Here is a 24996-nt window from a genome sequence, read left to right on the forward strand (position 1 = left end):
CCTAACCTTCCGCACCTGGACGGGAGAACATCCGGCCGGTCGGCCTGCTCGCGGTGCTGTCGGCCGAGCAGGCCCCGCCGGCGATCGAGGGACCGGATGGGGGAACGCTCACAGTAGACGGTCGGTGACAGAATCGCGGTGTCCGGTCGTGCGGTGCTCAGATGGGATGGGTGGGTTGCTGCGGGTACTCCAGATCACCGTCACCACGATCGTCCTCGCGGTCATCGTCCCGACGGCCGTGAACGTCGAGACCGGGGGCAGTTTCCCGGCATGGCTGAAGCCGGTCGGTGACTGGCTCTGGCCTGCCGCGATCGCGGGCATCGCGAGCGTGGTCGCCATCGAGGCGTGGACCCGCAGGTCCCCGGCCTACCGGATCTCGACGCGCCATCCCGACGATCCCCGCAACGACACCCACGCCCTCGACCAGGTGCAGCGCTATGTCGAGCTGCGGATGCGCGGGTCGCTGGCCGAGCAGGTGCGGGTGGCGCTGGCGCTGGACGAGCAGCCGACCGCCGTGTTGCCGCCCACGAATCTGGTACAGCGGGTCAGCGGGAGCGAACACCACCTTCGGATTGACGACGACATCCTGGGTGTGTTCGACGAGATGGGCGAGTCGATGCTCATCCTCGGAGCGCCCGGCGCGGGCAAGACGACCCAGGTGCTCGATCTGGCCAGGGCCCTGGTCGAACAGGCTCGATCGTCTCCGGCGGACGTCAGGGCCCCGATACCCGTCGTGGTCGATCTCGCCGACTGGTCGCGGTCCCGGCCGCGTATCCTGCCGTTCGCGGGGGCCCGGGACAGCGGCCCGCGGGACTTCGTCGAGTGGCTGCTGGACAGTCTTCGCCAGCGGTACCGAATCCCGGAGAAGGTGGGCCGCGTCTGGCTGGAGACCGATCGGTTGATCCTGCTGCTGGACGGCCTCGATGAGGTCCGCGACGCCGACCGGGCCCGGTGTGTGGCCGAGATCAACGGGCTTCAGGAGCAGCGGGGCGTCACCCGGCTGGCCGTCTGCAGCCGCATCGCCGACTACGAGATCCTGTCGGCCCGCCTGTGCCTGCAGGGGGCGGTGCTGATCCGGCCGCTCAACGAGGAACAGGTGGTGGATTTCTTTACCGCGATCAGCCCCTGGCTCAACGGCGTGCTCGACGCCCTGCGCGAGGACCCCGAACTGTGGGAACTGCTGACCTCGCCGCTCATGCTGCACATCATGGCCCTCGCCTACGGTGCTCGGCCGGTCGAGGTGCTGACCGGTGAACAGGATCCGCTCACGAGACGAAGTCTGCTGTTCGACGCCTACCTGGTGGAGGTCCTCGCCCGCCGGGGAGCCGGCACGGTGGATCCTGGCCGTGCCCTGCGTGCTGTGCGCACCCTCGCGGTCGCCGCCACCGAGCTCAACTCCGGGGTCACGGTGCCAGCTCTCAGCCCGGCGAACGTTCCGCACGTCGTCACCCCGGTCGTTCGTGCTGCCAGCCGGGACTGGGTGGGGCCGGCCACGGGAGGTTCCTGCGCGGTGGCGAGCCTCGTCGCTCTGACCTCGCAGACGAGCCTGCTCTCCGGGCTGCTCAGCGCCATGACCATCGGTGGCATCGTCTGGATGATCACCACTTACACCAGACGGGCCCTGTCGGGCCCGGTGGCGCCTCGATGGCTGCCGCTGACGACCTGGTGGGTGGCGGTGGCGGCGGGCAATGTCGCTGTCTTCCTGCTGCTGTGGTGGCTCGCGCGGCTCGTCGCCGACCAGTCCCGGCTCACGCTCGCCGTCACGGTGGTCGCCATCGGAGTCGGTCAGACCGCCGTACTCGGCGTGGTGAGCGTGCTCCTGAAGGGAAGGCGGCGACGCAGGGTTTTGTGGACCTTGTTCGGTCCGGCGCTGGCCGTACCGCCGATCGCTGTCTTCGGGCTCTCCGAGGCCGCGCTGGTCGGTTGGGCCGCCGGGGTGCCCGCCTGGCTGACCGTGGTGGCCGGGCTCATGTGGTTCACCGAGTTGGAGCCCGCCGTCGGCACTCCCGAAGCCGAGTCGATCGAGCCGCGCAGGTGCCGGCTGACCTGGGTGGCGGCTTCCTGCCTGGCAGCGCACGTGGCGGCGGCCGTCCCGGTGGCGCTGCTGGTGGCGCCGGGATGGGCGGCGCCATTCTGGTCTCCGCTCGCCGGCTGGTTCGCGGGCGCGCTCTTCGCTCTCTGGCCGGCGAGCGTCGGAGCGCTGCTGGCCGACAGCGGGTACGCCCGGATGTGCATGGCGGTTGCGGGGGAGCCCGACCCGTGGCGACGCAGGTACCTCCGTCTCGCCGTCGACCGCAGCCTGCTGACCAAGGTCGATGGCGAGTACCGCTTCGTCCATCTGCTGATCCGCGATCACCTCGCCGGCTGCGATCCCGATTCGCTGGCCGTCGAGGTCGAGCGGCGGCGGGCCACGTTGACCGGGTCCGCCGCCGCACCGGCCCTGACCTGACGGGTCGTCACCTGGCCGGTGCCTCGCGCAACCAGCCCGCGCGTCAGCGGCCAGGCCGCCGGCCGGCCCCGGTCACGTTCCCGCCGCGGCCGGCGCCGGCTGATCGAACTGGGTGCGGTACAGCTCGGCGTACCGGCCGCCGCGAGCGAGCAGGTCGGGATGCCGGCCGCGTTCCACGATGCGGCCGTCCTCGAGGACCAGGATCTGGTCGGCGGAGCGGATCGTGGACAGCCGGTGCGCGATGACCACGCTGGTCCGGCCGGTCAACGCCTCGCCCAGCGCCGCCTGCACGGCCGCCTCGGACGTGGCGTCGAGGTGTGCGGTGGCCTCGTCGAGGATCACCACACGGGGGCGCGACAGCAGTAGCCGGGCGATGGTGAGCCGCTGGCGTTCGCCACCGGAGAGGCGGTACCCCCGCTCGCCGACCACCGTGTCCAGGCCGTCCGGCAGTGCCCGGACGACGTCGGCCAGCCGCGCCCGGTGCAGCACGTCCCACAGGTCGTCCTCGGTCGCCTCCGGGCGGGCGTAGCGGAGGTTGGCGCGGATGGTGTCGTGCAGCAGGTGACCGTCCTGGGTGACCACGCCCAGAGCGTCCCGGATCGTGTCGCCGGTCAGGTCCCGGACGTCCCAACCGGAGAGTCGGACGGCGCCCTCCTCCACGTCGTAGAGCCGCGGCAGCAACTGGGCGATGGTGGACTTGCCCGCGCCCGACGAGCCGACCAGGGCGACCATCTGCCCGGGCTCGGCGCGGAACGAGACTCCGTGCAGCACCTCATCGCCGCCGCGGTCGTCGAGTTTCGCCACGTCCTCCAGCGAGGCCAGCGAGACCTTGTCCGCCGACGGGTAGCCGAAGCGGACGTCGTCGAACTCGATCGTCACCGGCCCGTCGGGGAGTGACCGTGCGGTCGGCTTGTCCTCGATCAGCGGCTTGAGGTCCAGGATCTCGAAGACCCGCTCGAAGCTGACCAGGGCGCTCATGACCTCCACCCGGGCGCTGGCCAGTGCGGTCAGCGGGGCGTACAGCCGGGACAGCAGCAGGGCCAGCGCGACGACCGCACCGGCGTCGAGTTGCCCGCGGACGGCGTACACGCCACCCAGGCCGTACACCAGAGCCAGCGCGAGGGACCCGACCACCGTGAGTGCCGTGATGAAGACCATCTGGAGCATGGCCGTGCGGACGCCGATGTCGCGGACGCGCCGCGCGCGGACGGCGAACTCGGCGGACTCCTCCGCCGGACGCCCGTAGAGCTTCACCAGGGTGGCGCCGGCGGCGGAGAACTTCTCGGTCATCCGGTTGCTCATCGCCGCGTTGAGCTCGGCCGCCTCCCGTTCGAGCCGGGCCAGCTTGCGGCCCATCCGCCGGGCGGGCAGCACGAAGACGGGCAGCAGCACCAACGCCAGCAGGGTGATCTGCCAGGAGAAGGTCAGCATCACCGCGAGCGTGAGGAGTAGCGTCACGATGTTGCCGACCACACCGGAGAGCGTGTCGCTGAACGCCTGCTGCGCCCCGATGACGTCGTTGTTGAGCCGCGACACCAGCGCTCCGGTGCGGGTCCGGGTGAAGAACGCGACCGGCATCCGCTGGACGTGGTCGAAGACGGCGGTCCGCAGGTCGACGATGAGGCCCTCACCGATCCGGGCCGACTGGTAGCGGGTGAGCAGGCCCAGCCCGGCCTCGGCGAGCGCGATCAGGGCGATCCCGAGCGCCAGCCACAGCACCGTCGAGGCACCGGTGCCGGACACGATCGCGTCGACCACCCGGCCGGCCAGCACCGGCGCGGCCACGGTCAGCACCGCGACCACGATGCTGCACGCCAGGAACCAGGCGAGCAGGCGGCGGTGGGGGCGCGCGAAGCCGGCGATCCGCTTGAGGGTCGCCTTCGAGAAGGGACGCTGGTCGCGCTGATGCATCGTGTGGTGCAGGGACATCCACGCGGTGACTTCCATGCTCATGCCGAGAACCTAGGACCTCGAGGAAGGTTCAGGTCAAGTGAGAATGTGCCGACGGGGCCGAGCCCGGGCCGTCACCCCGTGGGTGGGCCAGTGGTCGGCGTTGATGTTCTGTGCGGCTCAGACGAGCAGCCCGCCCGTCGCACGGATGTTCTGACCGGTGATCCACTGCGCGTCGGGCCCGGCGAGGAAGGCGACCACGGCCGCGATGTCGTCGGGCTGGCCGAGCCGTTGCAACGCGGTGACGGCGGCGGTCTGGGCCAGGGCCTCCGGGGGATTGGCGGCGTGCAGCAGGTCGGTCTCGGTCGCGCCGGGCGAGATCGTGTTGACCGTGATGCCACGGCCGCCGAGCTCCCGGGCGGCGACCGCGGTGAACTGTTCGAGCGCGGATTTGCTGGCGCAATAGAGAGAGTGACCGGGCGCCGGCACCACGGTGTTGAGGGTGGAGATGTTGATGATGCGGCCCTTGTCGCGCAGCACGGGCGCCGCTTCGCGCATGGCCAGCACGGGGAATTTGGTGTTGACCGTCAGGACTCGGTCGAACTCGTCCTCGGTGATGTCCGCGATCAGCGCTCGGGGGTTGACAGCGGCGTTGTTGACGAGAATGTCCAGGCCGTCACGGACCGGCTCGAACATGGCCGAGAGGTTGCGGAGGTCTTCCTGGTCGGCGCGGACGGCGATCGTGCCGGCGAGTTGGCTGACGAGGTCGTCGGCCGCCGCGCGGTTGTCCTTGTACGTGAACACGACCGTTGCGCCTTCGCGAACGAGTCGACGCACGATCGCCCGCCCGATTCCCCGCGAACCGCCGGTCACGAGTGCGGTCTTACCGGTGAGACTCATGCCGGGACGCTAGCCGGGGGCGAGCTCCCTGGTCTTGAAAGAATGCGCACAGCTCGGTCGGCGTCAGGCCGGACATCGCGCGGACCTCCCGGTTGAAGTGCGGCTGGTCGGCGTAACCGCAGTCGATGGCCGTCTGCGGCAGGCCGGCGGACCGGGTGAGCATGTGCAGGGCGCGCTGGAAGCGAGCGATCCTGGCGACGGTTCCGGGCGACAGACCGATCTGTCGCTGGAACCGAAGCTCAAGAGTGCGCCGGCTCACGCCCAGTTCGTCGGCCACCGCGCTGATCCGGAGCCGATTCGCCGACTGCTGGAGTCGCCGCCAGGCATGCGTCGTCAGCCCGTCCGGCTGCGCGTCCCCGGCAAGCCGCGCGGTCAGGAAGTCATCCAGCAACGCGAACCACGTCGGCCGGTCCGGTGCCTGCCCAAGCCGCTCGGCCAGCTCCGCCTCGCGGTGGCCGAGGATGTCCGCCAGCCCGAAGGTGCCGCCTGCCACCTCCCGCATCGGCACGCCGAGGAGCGCGGCCACCCCGGCCGGCGTCAGGCCGACGGAGACGCCGTCCCCCCACGCGGTCTGCTCGTGGACGACCGGGTCACTTCGGGGCCCGGTGATCACCCTGCTCGGCCCGGCGAAGTCGACGATCATCGTGGCCAGGTTCATCGGCAGGACCCGGTGCCGTACGGCTGCTCCCGAACCTGAGCGGAAGACCCCGTAACCCACGACATACGGCCGCAGCCGCGGATGCGGGAGGCTGGCGATCGTCGCGCACGGCTCGGGATGAACCGGCACCGGTATGGAGTGCACGTGGCTCACAGCAGCCATCATCCACGCGTCGGAGGAGCGGTACGAGTCGCAGTGGCACCTCGACGGTGTCCGCGCCGTGACCGCCACGCGCATGTCCGGCGCGCCGGCCGTCCTCGCGCTCGTTCTCGTGCTGCCCCGCCGGCGCGGACGGCTGGTCGCGCGGTTACCCTGCGGCGGTGGTGGTCGGTGAGGACGGGGAGCGGTTGGCGGCGTCGCTGGCTGACGGGCTCGACGAGGTCACCTTCACCGACCTGACCACGGAGCAGGTCACCGCCCGGCTGATCGACGCGGTGGTCGACTGGGCGGGACAGCAGGGCTGGCGGGTCTACCGGCGGGCGCCCAGCGTGCTGCCGCTGCCGCCGCCGATGTCCGCACAGCAGTCGGTGCTCGACGTGGCCTGTGCCCGCCCGGACGGGCCGCCGGTCGTCGTCGAGGTCGATCACGGTACGCGCCGCCGCACCTGGGAGAAACTGCTCGCCGAGGCCGACGCGGGGCGGATCCCGCTCTGGGTGCGCTGGGGTGTCGGCCGGTTCACCGCGCCGCCTCCGCCGATCCGGATGGTGACCTGCGAGGTGAGCAGGCGGCCGGACCCGACCGGCCGGGGTCGGGTGCACAGCCGCTCGCCGCGGGCCGAGAAGCTGCCGCCAGCGCACTCCGCCGTGCGGGTGGGGGCGGTGGCCGCCGTCGAGCTGCCGCTGCCGCCGCCCGAGGCACCCGGCGTCAGGGCCTGAGAGGGCCTGCCCAGGCCACGGCTGAGGCGGCACGCGGGCGCTCGTACCCACCCGGGCCAGCCGTCGGTTGGATTCCTGGTCCAGGTGACGGCGTACGGTCACCGGCTCAGGCGAAGTCGCGGTGCTTCAACTTCGCCCTCCGGCCGTCCGGATGGTGCCAGACGATGCCCTCGTACTGAGGGTGCGCCAGCAGCCAGTCACGCAGGCCGTCCAGGTCGCGCGGCACGTTCAGCTTCTCCGCGTCGTCGTGCGGTACGAGCTCGTGGGCCCGCACGCCCTCGGGGTTCCCGTTGATCTTCGGACCGATCAGCTCGTAGGTGCCGGATCGGCGTCGTTCGGGCGGGCCGGCGAGGGCCTCGGCGTGGTACCTCGCGTACGGCGACTGCTCGACCGGTTCCCAACCCACGGTCTTGCCCGTGACCTCGTCCGTCATCACCGGCCGGTAGCCGGGCGGCCGCGTCCGGCCGGGCCGTACCTCGCGCCGTGCCCACCAGGTGCCATCCTCGTCGAGCATCACGCAGGTGCCGTCGTACTTGCGCGTCGGCGTTCCCTCGCCGTCGAGGACCCACTGGCAGGCAGGGTTGGCCGCGGGCAGGACGCGCTTGCGGTCGTCCGGGTCGCGGCGAAACAGCGTGGGGATCTTGTTCACGCCAGCATGGTCTCACCGACGGGAAACGGATATCCGCAGGCGCGTCCCCGCCCTGACCGCCCGCAGGCCGCTCGTCGCGATGCTCTTCGGGACATGCTGCCCGCGCTGCTCCGGATCGTGATGATGATCCACTGTGGGATCATGGCCGTTCATGCGCGATCTTGGCGCCGGAGCATTTGGGGGACCGTGTGCGTGGACTAGTGCGACGACTGACCATCTCGATCATCTCCGCCACCGTCGCGGCGGTGGGGCTCGCTTCGCCCGCTCAGGCTGCGACGAATCCGTTCACCGCGGCACAGGCGTGCAACAACGACTTCGGGGGCTCGTGGGCGTACGCCAGTGACGGCCACCGCTCGATCTACGCGTCGGACGGCACCAAGGTGGGCGACGTCTACCTGATGTACAACAGCGCCACCGGGTACAACTGTGTCGCCACCATCAAGCGGGTGGCCGTCGGCTCGACGACCGGGGTTTCCGCCGGGATCCGGGTGGAGGGCGGCTCCTGGGTCTACGACTCTGGAAACTTCAAGTACTACGCCGCGATCCAGCGCTCTGCCCGTGACAAGTGCGTCATGTACAGCGGCGAGGTCCTGTACTTCACCAGCTGGCAGGGCGCTGGCCGGTACAGCTGGGGCAACTGCGGCTGAGCTGCCCCAGCCTGAACTCACCCGTGGACACCGGCCGGCCCGGCCGCGTAACTCGTATGCCGGGGCCGCTGAGCGGGCCAGTGAGAAACCGGTCCCACCGCCGGAGACCCTCCGGCGGTGGGACCGGTCGTCACCAGGCCCAGACGGTTGGTTCACCGAGCTGGCCGAGGTCGGCGCCGAGAGCCGGTGTGGCCTCGGTCCGCAGGATCCGGCCGCTGGTGTCGAGGACGTTCACCCTGGCCACCTGGCGGGGATCGGCGCGTATCGTGCCCGCACCGGCTTCCAACCGGCCGCTGGCGATCGTGCGCCCCTTGCCGTCGAGCAACTCGGCGCGGACCGCCGAGGCCGGACCGACGACCAGCACGCCTGTCTCGCCCGGCACCTGGACGGCTACCAGGTCAGGAAGCCCGGTGGCGGTCCGGTAGTTGACCGGTGACACGGACCCCGGTTGCTGCGACACATCGGGATCGGCCATCAGCAGGGCGGCGCACCCGCCGTCAGCCGAGCAGGAACTCACCAGCGCGGCGGCCGGCGCGCCAGGAACCCAGTCGGGTAACCGTGCGCTCCAGATCACCCGGGGCGCTGGCCCGGCGAGCCCGTGGCCCTCGATCGTGTCCTGCAGTGCGCGTACGGCGGCGGCGGCGAGCGCCGTTTCCGCTGGGCCGCGTGCGCCGGTGGTGGAGGCCGGCGGTGCCTTCTCCGTCGGGCCGGCCGTGCCCGGCCCACCACCGCCCGGACCGGCGTATCGCACGACGCCTGATCCACCACCGCCCGGACCGGCGTATCGCACGACGCCGTCGCAGGTGAACCGCCACCGTTCGGCCACCTGGCCCGCCCCCCGGACCACGAACCCATCGGTGCTCAGCGCCTGCCAGCTTCGGGCGACCGATCCATCCGGTTGGATCCGGCCGTCGGTGGAGGTCTCGACGCGGCACCCGGTCGGTGCCAGCCCGACGGTGAGATCGGTGAGATAGCGGCCGTCCACCGGAGACTGCCGGCCGAGGAAGACGATCGGTTCCAGAGGCTGCGGTTCGTCCGGGGTGTCGGTCTTGTTCAGCAGTTCCGGCACGGACGCACCGGCATCACCGATTCCGTGACGCAGCGATGCGTGCGAGTCGTTCAGGAAGGCCACCACCACCGTCCGGGCACCCGGTGCGTCGTGTGCGAGCAGCACCTTCACCTCGTCCAGCGCCGGGTCGACCAGCAGTTGGGTGCGAGCCGACCGGTACTGCCGCTCGATGTCCGCGACCAGGGCCTGGTCGCCGGCGAGGTTGCCCCGGGTCGGCGAGTCCAACAACCGCCGCACCATCGGCTTGTCGACCCGGCTCGCCGGCTGGTACGTCCCCATCGCAGGTGGCGGCGACGCGGCGTCGGTGCCTGTCGACGGGCCGGCCGAACCGAACATCGGCAGCGCCACCGCCACCGCCGCCAGGCCGGCCACGCCAGCCACTGCCGTACGCCGCTGCCGGCGCCGCCGGACGCGGACCAGCAACCGGTGATACGGGTCGGGGCGCGGGACCACTGGCTCGGCGAGCCGGGCCAACGCCTCCTTGATCTCATTGGCCATCGTTCGCACCTCTCCAACTGGTCACGGCGGGCAACGCGACGATCGGCGACGGGTCGTTCGACGGTGGCGTCGGCTCGTCCGGCCGGGACGATCCTGCCGACGGCGTCGGCAGCACCGCCCGCAGCCGGGCGATCCCGCGGGACGCGAGACTCTTCACCGTGCCGACCGAGCAACCGAGCGTCTGGGCGGTCTGCGCCTCGGTGAGGTCCTCCCAGTAGCGCAGCACCAACACCGCCCGCATCCGGGGCGGCAGACCGTGCAGGGCGCCGCGCACCTCCTCGCGTACCACGACGTCGTCCGCCACGTCCCGGCTCAGGCCCCGGTCGGCGTGCAGCCGCCAGGCGCCGGTCACTCCGGCCAGGAACTCCCGGGAACCGAACCGGTGCCACAGGCTGACCCGCTCGTTGACCATGATCCGGCGGACGTACGCCATCGGTTCGCCCACGTGCCGCCACCGCCGCATCGCCTTCATCAGCGCGTTCTGCACCAGATCTTCGGCCGCGTGCCGTGAGCCGGTCAGCAGGTACGCGGTCCGCAGCAGATCCGCATACCGGATCTCGACGAACTCGCGGAAGCCGTCATCCGTCACGTACACCCTCCAGCCCTACGGGCATCATCGACGAGAAGAAGACCCTGGGACGCCGGAAAAGGTTGACCGGCGACCACGGCGCCTGTTTCCGCCCGCTCGGGTTCCGGGAATCAGCGGTGACCGGGACCGCCGAGGCGAACCTCGACGCCCGCCGTCCGCCACCCGTGGCGGGTCGGCGGGTGGCCGGACGGAGGCGGCACAGGATCGCCGGGCCGGATCCGGCCACGATCGCGGCTTCCCCTTCCCCTCCCGACCTTCGATGGGTACCTTCTGGACCTACGCGGAAGTGCATTGCGTCCGCTGGTTGAAACGATTCAAGGTGCCTGCCGTACCGGGGTGCCAGGAGGGAGTTCTGGATGAGGCCATCGCAGCCGGGAGCGGCCCGCGTCGGCCCGGTCCGCTTCAACCACCTGGACGCGGCGCTGGGGATCACCGACCCCTCTCCTCGCGTCAGTTGGACGACCGGAGCGGGCGACGGTTGGCGCCAGGGGGCGTACGAGATCGTCGCCGACGATCCGCTGACCGGCCGCTCATGGACGACCGGGAAGGTGGCCGCGGCCCGGTCCACCTTCGTCAGCTGGCCGTTCGCGCCGCTCCAGTCCCGCGACCGCCGCCTGGTCCGGGTACGCGTGTGGGGCGAGCACGACGACGAGCCGACCGGATGGGGACCGGACGCCGTGCTCGAGGCCGGACTGCTTCGCCCGGCGGACTGGTCGGCCTCGCTCATCGTGGCCGACGAGGCTGCGCCCGGCGCGGGTGACCGGCCCCCCTGGTTGTTCCGCCGGGAGTTCGAGGTGGGTCCGACGATCGAGTCGGCGCGCCTCTACGCCTCGGCGCACGGCGTGTTCGAAGTGGAGATCAACGGTCACCGGGTCGACGACAGTGTGCTCGCGCCGGGGTGGACGAGCTACGACCACCGGCTGACATACGTCACGACCGACGTGACCGAACTGCTTCGACCCGGGCGGAACGCCCTCGGCGCCGCGGTGGCGGACGGCTGGTTCCGGGGCCCGCTCGGTCCGTTCGGGGGGATCAGCGAGGTGTACGGGGACCGGGTGGGCCTGGTCGCCCAGCTGGAGATCCGCCTGGCGGACGGACGGACCGAGCGGATCGTCACCGACGGCACGTGGACGGCGAGCCGCGGGCCCGTCCTCCGTGCCGGGATCTACGGCGGCGAGTGGTACGACGCCCGCCTCCGCCTGGACGGATGGTCCGCCCCGGGCTTCGACGACTCGGCCTGGCAACCGGCTGCCGTCGCGCCGTTCGAGGCCGAGCGGCTCGTCGGTCCGGAGGGACCGCCGATCCGCCAGACCGAGGTCCTTCCTCCCGCGGAGATCCTGCCGACCGACGGCGGCCAGGTCATCGTCGACTTCGGCCAGAACGTGGCGGGCACGGTGCGGATCAGGGTCCGGGGAGACGCCGGGCACACGGTGACCGTGCGGCACGCGGAGGTCCTCGAAGACGGCGAGTTGTGCACCCGGCCGCTGCGGGACGCGGCGGCCACGGACACGTACGTGCTCCGGGGAGACGAGGCCGGCGAGGAGTGGGAGCCGCGCTTCACGTACCACGGCTTCCGCTACGTGGAGGTGCGGAACTGGCCGGGGGAGCTGTCCCGCGAGGACATCTCGGCCGTCGTCACCCACTCGGACATGCGTCGCACCGGGTGGTTCGAGTGCTCCGACCCCTCACTCAACAAGCTCCACGAGAACATCGTGTGGGGCATGCGGGGCAACTTCGTCAGCCTGCCCACGGACTGCCCGCAGCGGGACGAACGGCTGGGCTGGACGGGGGACATACAGGTCTTCGCGCCGGCCGCCTCCTTCCTGTTCGACTGCGCCGGCCTGCTGTCGTCCTGGTTGCAGGATCTCGCCGCGGAGCAGCGGGCGGTCGGGACGGTGCCGGCGTACGTGCCGTGGATCGACTTCGAGCGGGCGGGAAAGTCCGTCACCCCGGCCGCTGCCTGGGGCGACGCGTCCGTGATCGTCCCCTGGGTCCTCTGGCAGCAGTTCGGCGACCGGTCCGTGCTCGAGCGCCAGTACGCGAGCATGACCGCCTGGGTGGACCAGATCGTCGACATCGCGGGCCCCAGCCGACGCTGGGAGAGCGGCTTCCAGTACGGGGACTGGCTGGACCCCGCGGCGCCGGCGGACCGGCCGGCCGAGGCGCGCACCGATCCGTACCTGGTGGCGACCGCCTATCTGGCGGTGAGTGCCGACCGGCTCGCCCGCGCGGCGGCCGTCCTCGGGCAGGACCGGGACGCGTCGCACTACCGGGAGGTCGCGGACCGGGTCCGGGAGGCGTTCCGCGCGGAGTACGTCAGCGCGAACGGCAGGCTGGTCAGCGACACCCAGACCGCGTACGCGCTGGCGCTGCACTTCGGGCTGTTGACCGAGGAGCAACGGCGCCGGGCGGGAGAACGCCTGGTCCAGTTGGTCGAGAAGAACGACCACCGCATCGGGACCGGCTTCGTCGGCACGCCGATCATCTGCGACGCCCTGTCCGCCGCCGGAGCGCACGACACCGCGTACAAGTTGCTGCTGCAGCGGTCCTGCCCGTCGTGGCTCTACATGGTGGACATGGGCGCGACGACGGTCTGGGAGCGCTGGGACAGCATGCGTCCGGACGGAAGCGTGAACACCGGGGAGATGACGTCGTTCAACCACTACGCCTTCGGCGCGGTGGCCGACTGGATGCACCGCACCGTGGCCGGGCTGGCGCCCGGGTCGCCGGGATACGGGCAGATCGTGGTGGCCCCCCGCCCCGGCGGCGGGCTCACCCGGGCGGCGGCCCGCCACGAGACCCCGTACGGTCTGGCGTCGGTGCAGTGGCTCCGCGACGAAGCCTCGCTCACCGTGGACGTCGTCGTGCCGACCGGGGCGACGGCGCTGGTCGACCTCCCGGCGGAGGGGTGGCGGCCGGTCGAGGTGGGGTCCGGCAGGCACTCGTTCCGTTGCCGCTACCGGGATCCCGCCGAGGACCCGGTCTGACCGCGGACGCGGCCAGGCCGGCGCCGGAGGGGCCCGGCCTGGCCGCACGCTACGGCGACCGGGCGCCGGTCCCGGGTTCGGTCAGCGGCGCTCGTTGCGGCCGTGGAACGCCTGGGTCGCCCGGTCGAGGGACGACTGCGTCTCGGGGTACGTCCGTTGCGCGACGGCGACGTACAGGCAGTCGAGGACGACGAGCTGGGCGTGGCGCGCGGCGAGCGCCTCCTTGCGGAACGACGTGTCGCGGGTGGCGGTGGTCAGCACGAAGTCCGCGATGGACGCCGTGGTCGAGGCGGGGTAGTTCGTCAGCGTCACCGTGGTCGCCCCCTGCTCCTTGGCCAGCTTGAGCGACTCGACGACCTCCCGGGTGTCGCCGGAGTGGGTGATGGCCAGCGCGACGTCCCCGGCGCGCAGTTGCAGGGCGCTGGTCATGGCGGCGTGCACGTCCGGCCAGCACCACGTCGGGCGTCCGATCAGGTGCAGTTGCCACTGGAACTCGAGGGCGGCCGGGACGCTGCCGCCGACCGCGTAGAGATCGATGCGCCGGGCGGCGGCGATCGCGTCGGCGACCGCCGCCGTGGTGGTGAGGTTCAGTTGGCTCGCAGTCTCCTGCAACGCCAGCACGTCGGCCGACACGATGACGTCGAGCACCCTGGCGAGGCTGTCGTCGGGGGCGATCTCCCCGCCGACGAAGGGCGTGCCCTTGGCGCCCTCCGCCCGCCCGGTCTCGGCGGCCAGCCGGATGCGCATGTCCGCGTAGTTGGCGAAGCCGGCGAGCTTGCAGAACCGGGTGATCGTGGCCAGTGACGTGCCGGTGCGGGCGGCCAGTTCGGCGATGGTCAGGCGCGAGACGCCCGCCGGGTCCCGCAGGACCTCCTCGGCCACCCGCCCGCTCGCGCCGCTCAGCCCGGGCAGCAGTCCTCGCAGCCGCGGCAGTACCGCCTCGATGCGCTCGGGTGCGTCGCTCGCCGGCGTTGCTGCCCTCATGGTCATAGCTCGTTCCTATTCTGGGAGTCGGGGTCCCTCGCCCGCAGCTATTGACACTCGCAAAATCAATGGCGAGTATTCGCGCGCGATGACAGGTGTCGACGGTAACAATTATGGCCGCGCCCGTCGGGGCACCTATCCGTCCCCTTGCGGGCCTCGTGGGTCGTAGTCGAGGAACGACACGAACTGCGCCCACGAGGCCCGCCACAGCGTGATCGCCGGCGGCCCAGATGTTCGACGCGAACGGGATGAGCCTGGGCTTGTCATCTCCATGACCAGATCACCCGCCGAGCGCGGCTCGGCGTGGGTCTGGTCAGACTCTGACGGCGAACACCCGGTCGACGTAGACGGCCGCGATTTCCGGCGAGTTCGGCGGTGCCGCATAGACCATCTTGCTGCTGTCGGACTCGTAGGTGCCGGGGATCGGGATCTCGTGGTAGAGACCGTCCGACAGCTGTTCCACTGGGACGCTGATGACGCTCTCGGGGTGTGGGTATACGCCGAGTTCGATGGCCTTGGCCGTCGCGGGGGCAGAGCCGGTGTCGGCGCGGACCGAGACGTAGAGCTTCCAGGTTCCCCCGGGGGGAAGGGATCCCAGTGGTAGCTGGACCCCCCAGTCGGGGCGGTTGCCCGGCATCCGCACCGTGTGCCTATTCGACGACTTGTCATCGGCGAGGATCGTGGTGACCGGTGCGTACAACTTCAGGTGCGGTTCCTGGAAGTCGATCCAGTCGGAGCTGGGAAGCCCGTTGGTCACTGCCGGAGGAGTCGCCGGGCTCGCGGCGATCCGCATCAGCGCGAGCAGTTCCGCCGGTGTTCCGCCAAGCTCGTTGAAGCGCGTGAGGCCCGAGTCGGCCAGCTCCAGCTCGAACCGGTTGAGCCTGTTCTGGGTGTCCGGGTCCCAGTCCACCCCGGCGACCGCGGCGGCCTGGACGTACTCGTTGGTCCGTACGAGGATCACGTAATCGACCGTCATCCGGAGAGCTCGCACGTGCTTCAGCCGCGCCGCGTCCTGACGGACGGCGGCTTCGGCCTGCGACAGGAGCGCGTCGGCCTCGCGCATCGCCGCGAACCCCAGGTGCGGTGAGCCGACGAACGTCAGCCAGCTGAGGTTGGTCGAGGTGTCCGCTACCGACTTGCGCATCACCTGCATGTACGCGTAGATGCTGTCGGCGGCCGCCCCGTAGTACCCGCGAAGGAACTCACGGATCAGCTTGTCGGCGTCCAGGCGCGGATTCCACAGCAACCTGCTGATCACCCAGATCCGAAGATGGGAGAACTCTGTGCCCGCGGCGTTCCAGGCGCCTTGGCCGAAGTAGCCCTGGACCGTCGGCAGGGTCGCCAGCGTCTGGACGGACTCGCACATCGCCCACCAGTCCGGGAACGGAATGATGTAGCTGTTGAATCCGGTCAGGTAGTCCCACATCACGATGTGGTTCGCCAGGCGGGACCAGGTCCTGATGCTGTCGCCGATCTCCTTGTTCTTCTCACCGAACAGCGACTGACCGAAGTCGGCATGCAGTGCGGCGATGGTGAGCACGACGCTGTCGTCGACCGTGACCCCGGTCGGTGGCGCAAAGCTGAAGCCGTACGCCTGGGCGGACAGGCGTGCGCCCGGGATCTCCTGGCGCACACGCCTTGCGACGTCGTTGGTCATGTCGATGATCGGCGCGGACAAGGCACCACCATGAGCGTTGGCGAACGCCTGGCTGGCGGGATCCGGAGTCCAGCCTGTGTCCTCCTGGTGGAACGATGCGGACAGGTCCTCACCCGCGGCCGTTCGCCTGCGGATGATCTCTACGAGTGACGTCGCCGCCAGCGCACGCGTCTCCGGGTTCATCGCCGTGAGCTGGCTGCCGGACCAGTGAGTGCTGTCGGTGACGACCTGGTGGTACGAGTACGGACGCTCCTCGGGCCAGTACGACGACCAGGTGTCGATGCCGGCGGGGCGAGGCACGGTCCAGTACTGGTCCCGGCGGCCGTTGAGCATGTTGTGCTGCCGGTAAGCGGCGTCATTGGCGTCGCCGGCGAGGATCGTCCGGAAGCGGAACCGGGGCACCTGGTCATCGTTGAGGTCAGACGTGGGGATCGTGAGCACCGACTCCGTCGGCACGATCGTGTAGTCCGAAGACAACCAGCGGACCCCGCACAGGTGGTCGAGCAGCCAGTACACGCCGTAGAGCGTTCCTCGTGGCTCTGCTGACGCGATCAACACGTTGTCTCGAGACGTGCGGAGCGCGAACCCGTCATCGCTCAGGCCGTCGTAGTCGATCGTGCTCGGCCAGCGCGCCGCCACGGGGTTGTCGCGACCTACCACGAGCAGGTGCCCCGACGCGGGCGGCCGGTCCGCGGCGACGACCGGGAAGGTGGCCGAGGTGATGGCCTGCAGGTACTCCGACAGCTCGTTGGCCGCGTGGCGTACCACCGCGCCTTCACGCGCGCCGACATAGATGACGTACCTGGTGCGCCCGCCGTCCGCCAGCTTCAGCCTCGGCGCTGGCGTGGCGTGCGCTGGGGTCGGCGACACCGACCCCACGGCCGTGGCGATCCCTGCCGCGACGCTGGCGCGCAGGACAGTCCGACGGGTCAGCGACGTGCCGCCGGGTTCCGTTTCGGCGATGGGCATGTGTTGGCTCCGTTCACGTTGCTCGGGACGGGGGAGAGGCGGAATGAACCGCTCCAATACAAATAGTTGATGATCGCTCATGTCAAGGGTGATGCACCGAGGCTGATCGCGGGCAGGTTCGGAGCGGACCTGCCAATGTCCGGGTTGCAGCCGGGCACCGCGTCACACCGAGGCCCTCAGCGCCCCCGTTGACACCCCCTGGTCGCCGCCCTACAGTGCGGAATGCATAGGGATTAGAGCGCTCCAGAAGATGGTCAGGCGACGGGCTGCGCCGTATGGTGCCGGTCAGCGCGACCGCGGGTGCGCGCGAGTCCGTGGGCCCTGCCCTGGACGTCAATGGACGACGACCCCTCCGAGAGGTTCTCGCAGCCATCGGGCTGGCGTGCCTGCGGTGGAGGGCCGAAAGAAATCGAGGCCGCGTCCGAGGCGGAACCCGGGTGTCAAGGTCGCGGTCCGGCACGAACCGAACGAGGAGGATCAATGGACGACGAACGATTGACTGGTGGCGTCACCAGGAACATCTCCTGGTTGATGTCGATGTTGCCGGAGCCCGACGGTAGCGCCGGCATCTGGGAGCGCCTCCGGCTCGACCGCGACGAGGTGGTCTACTGGGTGCGCCCGGACTGCACCTCGGAGGTGGCGAATCTGTTCGGACGTGCCGCCGTCGAGCTCGGACGCGAGGACCTCGGACCGATCTCCGACGGGCTTCTCGGCTGCGTGATGGGGATGCAGGTCGAGTCGGGCAGCTTCCCGTTCTACGTGTACCGGCCGCCTGTGCCGGGAGTCGTCGAAAGCGTGCACCTGGGCGACGTTCGGTTCCCCAACGACAGCGGCAAGACCCTCGAGGCGCTCGCGATCGAGCACGACCGGCGCGCCGGCGAGTTCCCGCTGCTGCTCGCCCGTACCATCGGCCGGCTCGCGGACTACCTGGTAGAACACCAGACGCCTGAGGGCTGGTTCGAGCTCGAGGGGAAGTCGTATCCCGGTCCGTGCTTCGTGTCCTGGCCGATCATCGGACTCACCCGTGCCTATCGGGTCACCGGCAACGACGCACACCGCCAGGCGGTGCTCCGGGCAACCGCCTACCTACGGTCCCTGCAATTGGACGACGGCCGGCACCGGACCTCGTTCGAGGTGAACGGCGACGAGGCGTGGCGCCCACCCTCCTCGGAGACGGCTGAGGCACTGCGCGCCTACTCCGTGGTCCAGCGTTACCTGGGCGAGGACCTCAGCCGGCACATCGCCGACTCCGGCCGGTTCCTTCGGCGCCTGTCGACACCGTCCGGCGCGATCCGCAACTGCGACAAGGACTGTGCCCACGCATCGAAGCAGCGTGACCCGAGCCTCACCGACCTCGTGTACACCTGTGGATACGGCCTGCACGCCTGGATCGACGCCTGGGAAGCCACCGCTGACCGGAGTTATCTGGACGACGCAGTCAGGCTGGGCGCCTTTCTGCTGGACATCCAGTGCGATGCCTCCTCGGAGGTGTACGACGGCGCGTGGCGCGGCGCGTACGACGTGGACCGGCGCGGCTGGCGCGGCCGCGCCAACCAGGACAACCCCATGGACGAAGGTGGCGCCCACTCGGTGTACACCGGGTGGTGCAACGCCACCATCTCCAACGGGCTGCTGCGGTTGGCTGAGGCACGTGGTCCGGTCGACGGTGGTCCTTCTGCGGGCAGTGGAGCTTTGGTTCACGCCGCGAGATAGCACAACCCTCGTCAGCTCGGCCGGAACAGGCGCACGGGCTGCGACTCCGCGAGACGAGCGCGAAGCTCTTCGAGCGTGCCGGTCGCGGCGCCGTGCGTTCGGGCCTGGATGAGCACGTTTCCGAGCGCCGTCGCCTCCACGGGGCCGGCGGTGACCGGGCGGCCCGACAGGTCCGCGGTGAGCTGGCACAGCAGGGCGTTGCGGGATCCGCCGCCGACGACATGGATCGTGGCGAGTCTGGTGCCGGCCAGCGATGCGGCGCTGTGCAAGGCCCGCGCGTAGGCCGTGGCCAGTGAGTCCAGCACGCAGCGGGTGACGGCGGGCGCGTCCTCGAGCGGTCGGTGCCCGCCGGCGACGACAGCGGCGTTGATCCGTGCCGGCATGTTGCCCGGAGCAAGCAGCTCCGCATCGTCGACATCGATGACCGGGCCGTCGGCCGGCAGTGCCTGCGCCGCGGCCAGCAGGGCGTCCAGCTCGTACGCCGTCCCGCCCTCGGACCAGGAGCGCAGAGACTCCTGCAGCAGCCACAGTCCGGAGAGGTTGCGCAGGAACAGGACGCGGTCGTCCACCCCTCGCTCGTTCGACATGCCCGCCAGCCGGGCATCCTCGGTGACAACCGGATGGTCGAGTTCCAGCCCGACCACCGACCAGGTGCCGCTGGACACGAAGCCGAACGAACGCGACTCTGCCGGGAGCGCGACGACGGCCGAGGCGGTGTCGTGGGACCCGACGGTGGTGACGACCGTCCGGTGGGGCAGGCCAGTCCGCTCCAGGATGGTCGGCAGTAGCGGACCGACGACGTTACCCGCCTGCCTGAGCGGGGGAAGGAAGTTGCCGCCGAGGCCGATGGCGTCCAGCGCAACCGGTGACCATCGGCCGGTTCGTGAGTCGAGCAGCCCGGTCGTGGATGCGTTGGTCAGCTCCGTGCCGACCTGACCGGTCAGCCAGTAGACCAGCAGATCCGGCAGCAGCATGGCGTGTTCGGCTCTGGTCCACTGCGGCGACGACCGGTCAGCCTCGAGCTGGTAGATCGTGTTGATGGGCGCCGGCTGGATCCCGTTGACGGCGAACAGCGGAGCAGCGCCGCCGACCAGCCGGTGCACGCGGTCCAGCGCGGGTCCGGCCCGCAGGTCACGGTAGGACACGGGCTCGGCGAGCAGGGTGCCTGCGCCGTCGAGCAGGCCGTAATCGACGCCCCAGGTGTCGATCCCGATCGACTCGACGTCAGGGTGCTGGCGGCCCAGCTCGCGGAGTCCGGTGAGGATCTGGTGGTAGAGGTCGGTGAACCGCCAACGCAGCGCTCCGTCCTGAGGGACGGCCTCGTGGCTGAAGCGGTGCACAGTGCGTAGCGTGACGGCCCCGTCTTTCACGACGCCCGCCATCACCCGGCCCATGGAGGCGCCGAGGTCCACGGCGCCGAAGACCCGCGCCGTCATCGAGGGCTCGCAGCGGTTGCGGCCCAGTCCAGGGCGTACGGGTGGTCGTTCATCCGGGCTCCTCGTCGATCCTGAACTCGAATCGGTGCAGCCGTGACCGAGACGTTCGTCGCCTTGTGCCATGTCCTCCGGCGCTCGACGGCGCCCGGTGCCGTGGCCGCGCACGTTCCTACGACTTCATCGCGGAGTGTAGATCAATTGGAGCGATTCAACTACCCTCTTGCGAAGACTCGAGGAGGGAACCGGTATGCCGTTGAGCGCTGGAGACGACCTGCACCTGCTCGTTCGCACCGCCGGCGGTGTCGCCCCAGCGGAGCGGCGAGTCGTGCTCGACGAGCACGCGGACCTGCCGCTCGGCGAGCCCGACCGTTGGCGGTGCGGCTACGTGCTGCGTGGCGTGATGACCGACTGCAGAGGTGTCGACGACACCGCTGCACCCGGTGCCCTGCGACCGGGAAGCCTGCGCCTGCGAGACGCCCGCGGGCCGTTGCGGGTCGGCCGGGAGGTTCTCGTGGACGAGCACTGGGCCGCCGTCACCCGCACCGGGCCGGTCACCGGGCCGGTCATCGCCGATTACGAGTTCTCGCTGCTCCGGGTCGACGCCTTGGTGCTCGACGGGCAGACGCCACGAATCGTCAGAGGCCACAGCCACCTGAGCAACCCGCTGCCGCCGCCTATCCCGGCCGGGTCTCGACACCTGGCGGCGATCTTCGTCCCGTACTTCGCCACAGCGTCGGAGGCCGTGGTGGTGCGGATCGACCGCGGACCTGGCCATCCGATCTCGCCGCCGCAGCGCGAGCTGCTGCCGGCGACGTCCGCAGCCCTGGCCGCCGGGCGCCCGCTGCGGATCACCTGCTGGGGCGACAGCGTGACAGCCGGGGCCTCGGCTTCCAGCCTTCAGACCACCTACCCCGCGCAACTCCGGCAGATGCTCGCGGCAGGGGGGATCGCGGCCGACGTCGCGACCGTCGCCGTCGGCGGCACCACCAGCGCCGAGTGGTTCGACGACGATGCAGGCGTGGAGAGCGGCGCCGACTGGGGGCAGGTCGCGGCCACGCGTCCGGATCTCGTGATCCTGGAGTTCATCAACGACGCCGACCTCGAACCGGGCGCCTGGGCGGGCTTGTACGACGGCATCCTCCGGCGGATTCGGGAACTCGGAGCCGACCTGCTCCTTCTCGAGCCGCACTTCTCGCGCATGGACTGGATGCGGATCGATCGGATCGACGCCGCCGACCCGAGGCCGTACGTCGCGTTCCTGCGGCGGTTCGCCCGTCGCGAGGGGGTCGCGATCGCCGCCGTCTCGCGTCGATGGGAACGCCTGTACAGCGAGGGAGTCCCATACCCGACCCTGCTTCGCAACGGAATCAATCACCCCGACGACCGCGGGCACCGCATCTTCGCGGAGGAGGCGGCCGCCGTCATCGGTGTTCCGCGTACGACCTGACCGCCGCGCGAGGCGCGGCCGGTGCCTCGCGTGGCCCGCCCGCCCAGAGGGCGAGGATTTTGAACCGCTCCATGAGGTAGTCGGGAACGGCTTGTCGGAGGGTCGGCGGGGCACTTCTCGCCGGCTCGGCTTGCCAGGTACGGGCGACTCGCAGGGTCAGATCGGAGCCGTCGAGCGGCGCACCACGAGCTCGGGGACGAACTGCTTGCCGAGATGGGTGTGCTCCTTACTGGTCACCTCGTCCAGGAGCAGCTCGAAGGCCGCCCGGCCCATCGCGTCCATCGGCTGGCGGACGGTGGTGAGCGGGATCGCCAGGTACTGCGCCAGATCGATGTCGTCGTACCCGCAGATCGCCACCTGGTCGGGGACGCGCACGCCGAGCTCCTGGAGACCGAACATGAGTCCCATCGCGATCAGGTCGTTGCCGCAGAGCACCGCGAGCGGCGTGGACAGGTCGCCGGCGGCGATCGTCGCTGCCGCCTGCCGCCCGCTCGCCACATCGTCGCCGGCCACGGTCAGCTTCTGAACGTGGAGACCGGGACGTCGGCCATCTTCGGCCAACGCTTCCCGCAGCCCGGTCAGGCGGTCGCCGTGCTGCGTGGTGCGCTGCGGGCGTCCCGCGAACGCTATCCGCGTGTAGCCGCACTCCAGGAAGTGGCGCCCGGCGAGGCGACCGCCTTCGACGTCGTCGACCGACACCGAGCACTCGTCGTCCCCGCCCGGGCTGTCCAGCAGGACGACCCGGGTGCCGATCTTTCGCAGGCTGGCGACGGCGGTGGCCCGCAGCGCGGCCGTGGTCAGCAGTACGCCTTGGGCGCGCTGACGCATGAGCAGGCGCAGCGCGTTGTCCTCGCGGGCGGCCTCCGCGCCGGTGCTGGTCAGCGTGACGACGTAGTCGCGTTCGAGCGCGATGTCCTCGACGGCGCGTGCGATCCGCCCGAAGAAGGGGTTGCTGGCGTCGTGGACCACCATGCCGATGAACCGGCCGAGTCCGCCGGCGAGCACCCGGGCGGACTCGTTCGGCACGTAGCCGAGCATCTCCATGGCGTCGGTCACCCGCTTGCGGGTGGCCTCGGCGACGATCCCGGGACGGTTGATGACGTTGCTGACGGTTGACCGGGCGACGCCCGCCAGCCGCGCGACGTCCTCGATGTTTGCGATCACCCGGTGTCCACACCCTTCGTCAAGAACGTCGCAAGCTCCCGGAGCCGGTGTTCTGGAGCGCGTCAATCATAACGGTCGACGGTCGGTCGACGGTGGGCGGCGCGGTGGTCCGGGCGCCCGACGGGCCGCCCGCTCGGGACCGACTTCACCGCCATTGCGGGTGTTCCTGCTTCTCATGGTCGAGACGTGGTCGTGGCTCGCCGGCCGCGAAGGGTATGCTGCTTTGGAGCGCTCCAGAGGTGGCGGTCGGAAGATGCCCGCCGCGACGAGGTGCCTCAACCAGGGTGCGGCAGGCCGGCCCGACCGAGGAGGCGTATGAACCACCACGGATGGCGCGATGACGCACGTGCCGCCGACGAGCTCAGCTCGCTGGCCCGGTGGCTCGGCGACGAAGCCCGGGACCTGGCAGTCCTCGGCGAGGGAAACGTGTCGATGCGGCTGGACGCCGAACGCATGCTGGTGAAGGCGAGCGGGTCGGCGCTCGCGGCGGCGACACCGGACACGCTCGTCGAGGTGCGGCTGAGGCCCCTGCTCGAGCTCCTCGACACGGCGGACGCGGACGACGAGGACGTCCAGCGGGTTCTGCTCGGGAGCAGGGCCGACGGCGAGGAAGCCCAGCCCTCGGTCGAGGCGCTACTGCACGCCGTATCGCTCACCGACGGCGGCGCGTCGGTCGTCGCGCATACCCACCCTCAGTCGGTCAACGCGATCGTCTGTTCCGACCGCGCGCCGGCGCTCGTCGCCGGCGCGCTCTTCCCGGACCAGATCGTCGTCCTGGGTCGTGAGCAGATCCTCGTGCCGTACGTCGATCCGGGGCTGGATCTCGGGCGAGCCGTCCGGGCGGCCGTCAGGGACTACCGGTCGCGGTGGGGTGACCGGCCGCGTGCCATCTACCTGGCCAACCACGGGTTCGTCGCGCTGGGGGACTCCGCCGACGAGGCCAGACGCATCACGGTCATGGCTGACAAGGTCGCCCGCGTCCTTCGGGACACCCTCGCGATCGGGGAGCCGCGATACCTTGGCGACGAGTTCGCTGACAGGATCCACACCCGCCCGGACGAGATGCTCCGGCGGCGCGTTCTCGATGGTCGATCCGGTCCGGCGTCGTTCGCGGTGGTTGCCCCACGATGACGGCCGAGCACGAGCCCCGGATGTCGGCGCCGGGCGGGAGAACCTGATCCAGTTCGTCGCGAGATCCCGCGCGGGCTGGCCGCTGTGGAGTGGGCAGGGGCTCCTTCCGTCGTCGATGCCGGGAAGCCGTCGAGGATCCGCTGCCCTCGTGCACGTCGCCGACAGTCTCCGGGCGCCCGGGGATGGTCACCGGCGCTCGTTGCGGCCATGGAAGGTTCGGGATGCGCGGTCGAAGGACGCCATCGTCTCCGGGTACGTCCGTTGGGCGACGGCGACGTACAGGCAGTCCAGGATCACGAGCTGGGCGTGTCGCGCGGCGAGCGACTCCCTCCGGAAGGACGTGTCGCGGGTCGCTGTGGTCAGCACGAAGTCGGCGAGCGTAGCCGTGGCTGAGGTGGGATAGTTCGTCAGCGTCACCGTGGTGGCCCCCTGTTGCCGGGCGAGCTTGAGCGACTCGACGACCTCACGGGTGTCGCCGGAGTGGGTGATGGCAAGTGCGACGTCTCCCTGGCGGAGCTGCAGCGCACTTGTCATCGCCGCGTGCACGTCGGGCCAGCACCAGGTCGGGCGGCCGATCATGTGCAGTTGCTGCTGGAACTCCAGGGCGACGGACATGCTGCCGCCGACGGCGTAGAGATCGACCCGGCGTGCGTCGGCGATCGCGTCGGCGACCGCTGCCGTCACGGCCAGATCGAGCTGGCTCGCGGTTTCCTGCAGAGCCAGCACATCGGCCGACACGATGACATCGAGCACCCGCTGGAGGCTGTCGTCGGCGGCGATCTCACCGTCGACGAAGCGGGTTGCCTTGGCGCCCTCCGCCCGGCCGGTCTCCGCGGCCAGCCGCACCCGCATGTCGGCGTAGTTGGCGAAGCCGGCGAGCCGGCAGAACCGGGTGATCGTGGCCAGTGACGTCTCGGTGCGGGCGGCGAGTTCGGCGATCGTCAGGCGCGCGACGCCGGCCGGGTCTCGCAGGACCTCCTCGGCTACTCGCCCGGTCGCGCCGCTCAGCCCGGGCAGTAGTCCGCGCAGGCGCGGCAGGACCGCTTCGATGCGCTCGGGTGCCTCCCCCAGTGGCGTTGCTGCCCTCATGGCCATCTCTCGTTCCTTCGCTGGGGGGCTGGGGTTCATTCGTCCGCGGCCTATTGACACATGCAACATCGATGGTAAATATTACCGCGAGGTGGCCGGCTGCGGTGTTAAGAATTATCTCCCCGTGGCCCGGTTGCCGTCCACCCACCGTTCCCTGGGCCGTGCCGGTGGCTTCGTGTCGCCCCGCTCAGGTGT

Annotated in this window: 18 protein-coding genes; 7 read left to right on the top strand and 11 right to left on the bottom strand. The window is 70.6% G+C overall.

Annotated elements, in window-relative coordinates:
- Nucleotides 1–166 precede the first annotated feature (166 nt).
- Entirely contained in the window at nt 167–2449 is a 2283-nt protein-coding gene (locus ACFY23_RS13110) for a hypothetical protein (protein WP_350678672.1), read from the top strand.
- A gap of 72 nt (nt 2450–2521) precedes the next feature.
- Here ACFY23_RS13110 and ACFY23_RS13115 read toward each other — a convergent pair whose 3' ends face one another.
- The 3 genes from ACFY23_RS13115 to ACFY23_RS13125 all read right to left on the bottom strand — a co-directional run bounded on the left by ACFY23_RS13115 (nt 2522) and on the right by ACFY23_RS13125 (nt 6134).
- Nucleotides 2522–4402 (bottom strand): ABC transporter ATP-binding protein, encoded by a 1881-nt coding sequence (locus ACFY23_RS13115; protein ID WP_350678674.1) that lies wholly within the window; start codon nt 4400–4402, stop codon nt 2522–2524.
- A gap of 117 nt (nt 4403–4519) precedes the next feature.
- Nucleotides 4520–5239: an SDR family oxidoreductase gene (locus tag ACFY23_RS13120; protein ID WP_350678676.1), complete on the bottom strand. Its 720-nt coding sequence runs from the start codon at nt 5237–5239 to the stop codon at nt 4520–4522.
- Nucleotides 5223–6134 (bottom strand): helix-turn-helix domain-containing protein, encoded by a 912-nt coding sequence (locus ACFY23_RS13125; protein ID WP_350819178.1) that lies wholly within the window; start codon nt 6132–6134, stop codon nt 5223–5225. Before ACFY23_RS13125 ends, ACFY23_RS13120 begins: the two co-directional genes overlap by 17 nt.
- An 83-nt stretch (nt 6135–6217) precedes the next feature.
- Here ACFY23_RS13125 and ACFY23_RS13130 point away from each other — a divergent pair, with 83 nt between their 5' ends.
- Complete coding sequence (locus ACFY23_RS13130; RefSeq protein WP_350678680.1) at nt 6218–6772, top strand: hypothetical protein; 555 nt, start codon at nt 6218–6220, stop codon at nt 6770–6772.
- A gap of 106 nt (nt 6773–6878) precedes the next feature.
- On the opposite strand, the gene ACFY23_RS13135 is transcribed toward ACFY23_RS13130, so the two are convergent.
- Nucleotides 6879–7421, bottom strand: a complete 543-nt coding sequence (locus ACFY23_RS13135; protein WP_350678682.1) for a DUF5565 family protein — start codon at nt 7419–7421, stop codon at nt 6879–6881.
- Between the two features lie 200 nt (nt 7422–7621).
- On the opposite strand from ACFY23_RS13135, the gene ACFY23_RS13140 reads away from it, so the two are divergent.
- The gene (locus ACFY23_RS13140; RefSeq protein ID WP_350678684.1) at nt 7622–8068 is read left to right on the top strand and encodes a hypothetical protein; all 447 of its coding nucleotides are present in this window, start codon (nt 7622–7624) and stop codon (nt 8066–8068) included.
- A gap of 130 nt (nt 8069–8198) precedes the next feature.
- Here the strand turns inward: ACFY23_RS13140 and ACFY23_RS13145 are convergent, their stop codons facing one another.
- Both ACFY23_RS13145 and ACFY23_RS13150 read right to left on the bottom strand, forming a co-directional pair.
- On the bottom strand, nt 8199–9635 hold the full coding sequence (locus ACFY23_RS13145; RefSeq protein WP_350678686.1) for a hypothetical protein: 1437 nt from the start codon (nt 9633–9635) through the stop codon (nt 8199–8201).
- A complete protein-coding gene (locus ACFY23_RS13150; RefSeq protein WP_350678688.1) occupies nt 9625–10224 on the bottom strand; it encodes a SigE family RNA polymerase sigma factor in 600 nt (199 codons plus the stop codon). The genes ACFY23_RS13145 and ACFY23_RS13150 overlap by 11 nt, the downstream gene beginning before the upstream one ends.
- A gap of 356 nt (nt 10225–10580) precedes the next feature.
- Here ACFY23_RS13150 and ACFY23_RS13155 point away from each other — a divergent pair, with 356 nt between their 5' ends.
- The gene (locus ACFY23_RS13155) at nt 10581–13211 is read left to right on the top strand and encodes a family 78 glycoside hydrolase catalytic domain (protein ID WP_350678690.1); all 2631 of its coding nucleotides are present in this window, start codon (nt 10581–10583) and stop codon (nt 13209–13211) included.
- Between the two features lie 81 nt (nt 13212–13292).
- On the opposite strand, the gene ACFY23_RS13160 is transcribed toward ACFY23_RS13155, so the two are convergent.
- Both ACFY23_RS13160 and ACFY23_RS13165 read right to left on the bottom strand, forming a co-directional pair.
- On the bottom strand, nt 13293–14195 hold the full coding sequence (locus ACFY23_RS13160; protein WP_350678692.1) for a MurR/RpiR family transcriptional regulator: 903 nt from the start codon (nt 14193–14195) through the stop codon (nt 13293–13295).
- A gap of 313 nt (nt 14196–14508) precedes the next feature.
- The gene (locus tag ACFY23_RS13165; protein WP_350678694.1) at nt 14509–16821 is read right to left on the bottom strand and encodes a DUF4838 domain-containing protein; all 2313 of its coding nucleotides are present in this window, start codon (nt 16819–16821) and stop codon (nt 14509–14511) included.
- Between the two features lie 480 nt (nt 16822–17301).
- On the opposite strand from ACFY23_RS13165, the gene ACFY23_RS13170 reads away from it, so the two are divergent.
- A complete protein-coding gene (locus ACFY23_RS13170) occupies nt 17302–18534 on the top strand; it encodes a hypothetical protein (RefSeq protein WP_350678696.1) in 1233 nt (410 codons plus the stop codon).
- A gap of 11 nt (nt 18535–18545) precedes the next feature.
- On the opposite strand, the gene ACFY23_RS13175 is transcribed toward ACFY23_RS13170, so the two are convergent.
- Entirely contained in the window at nt 18546–19970 is a 1425-nt protein-coding gene (locus ACFY23_RS13175; protein WP_350678698.1) for a rhamnulokinase family protein, read from the bottom strand.
- A 385-nt stretch (nt 19971–20355) separates the two neighbouring features.
- Here ACFY23_RS13175 and ACFY23_RS13180 point away from each other — a divergent pair, with 385 nt between their 5' ends.
- Nucleotides 20356–21417 carry a GDSL-type esterase/lipase family protein gene (locus tag ACFY23_RS13180; RefSeq protein WP_350819179.1) on the top strand — a complete coding sequence of 354 codons (1062 nt, stop codon included), beginning with the start codon at nt 20356–20358 and terminating at the stop codon, nt 21415–21417.
- A 156-nt stretch (nt 21418–21573) separates the two neighbouring features.
- On the opposite strand, the gene ACFY23_RS13185 is transcribed toward ACFY23_RS13180, so the two are convergent.
- Nucleotides 21574–22581 carry a LacI family DNA-binding transcriptional regulator gene (locus ACFY23_RS13185; RefSeq protein ID WP_350678702.1) on the bottom strand — a complete coding sequence of 336 codons (1008 nt, stop codon included), beginning with the start codon at nt 22579–22581 and terminating at the stop codon, nt 21574–21576.
- Between the two features lie 315 nt (nt 22582–22896).
- On the opposite strand from ACFY23_RS13185, the gene ACFY23_RS13190 reads away from it, so the two are divergent.
- Complete coding sequence (locus ACFY23_RS13190; RefSeq protein WP_350678704.1) at nt 22897–23712, top strand: class II aldolase/adducin family protein; 816 nt, start codon at nt 22897–22899, stop codon at nt 23710–23712.
- Nucleotides 23713–23898: 186 nt separating this feature from the next.
- Here the strand turns inward: ACFY23_RS13190 and ACFY23_RS13195 are convergent, their stop codons facing one another.
- Entirely contained in the window at nt 23899–24807 is a 909-nt protein-coding gene (locus ACFY23_RS13195) for a MurR/RpiR family transcriptional regulator (RefSeq protein WP_350819180.1), read from the bottom strand.
- Between the last annotated feature and the right edge of the window lie 189 nt (nt 24808–24996).

Origin of the sequence: Micromonospora sp. NPDC000121 (genome assembly GCF_042899165.1) — a bacterium.
Classification (GTDB): Bacteria; Actinomycetota; Actinomycetes; order Mycobacteriales; family Micromonosporaceae; genus Micromonospora.

What these genes read in the sequence shown, in the direction of transcription:
- ACFY23_RS13155 (WP_350678690.1), top strand. Translation starts at nt 10,581, where the DNA reads ATGAGGCCATCGCAGCCGGGAGCGGCCCGCGTCGGCCCGGTCCGCTTC.
- ACFY23_RS13115 (WP_350678674.1), bottom strand. Translation starts at nt 4,402, where the DNA reads ATGAGCATGGAAGTCACCGCGTGGATGTCCCTGCACCACACGATGCAT.
- ACFY23_RS13145 (WP_350678686.1), bottom strand. Translation starts at nt 9,635, where the DNA reads ATGGCCAATGAGATCAAGGAGGCGTTGGCCCGGCTCGCCGAGCCAGTG.
- ACFY23_RS13120 (WP_350678676.1), bottom strand. Translation starts at nt 5,239, where the DNA reads ATGAGTCTCACCGGTAAGACCGCACTCGTGACCGGCGGTTCGCGGGGA.
- ACFY23_RS13110 (WP_350678672.1), top strand. Translation starts at nt 167, where the DNA reads ATGGGTGGGTTGCTGCGGGTACTCCAGATCACCGTCACCACGATCGTC.
- ACFY23_RS13160 (WP_350678692.1), bottom strand. Translation starts at nt 14,195, where the DNA reads ATGAGGGCAGCAACGCCGGCGAGCGACGCACCCGAGCGCATCGAGGCG.
- ACFY23_RS13195 (WP_350819180.1), bottom strand. Translation starts at nt 24,807, where the DNA reads ATGGCCATGAGGGCAGCAACGCCACTGGGGGAGGCACCCGAGCGCATC.
- ACFY23_RS13170 (WP_350678696.1), top strand. Translation starts at nt 17,302, where the DNA reads ATGGACGACGAACGATTGACTGGTGGCGTCACCAGGAACATCTCCTGG.
- ACFY23_RS13190 (WP_350678704.1), top strand. Translation starts at nt 22,897, where the DNA reads ATGAACCACCACGGATGGCGCGATGACGCACGTGCCGCCGACGAGCTC.
- ACFY23_RS13125 (WP_350819178.1), bottom strand. Translation starts at nt 6,134, where the DNA reads ATGCGCGTGGCGGTCACGGCGCGGACACCGTCGAGGTGCCACTGCGAC.
- ACFY23_RS13175 (WP_350678698.1), bottom strand. Translation starts at nt 19,970, where the DNA reads ATGACGGCGCGGGTCTTCGGCGCCGTGGACCTCGGCGCCTCCATGGGC.
- ACFY23_RS13165 (WP_350678694.1), bottom strand. Translation starts at nt 16,821, where the DNA reads ATGCCCATCGCCGAAACGGAACCCGGCGGCACGTCGCTGACCCGTCGG.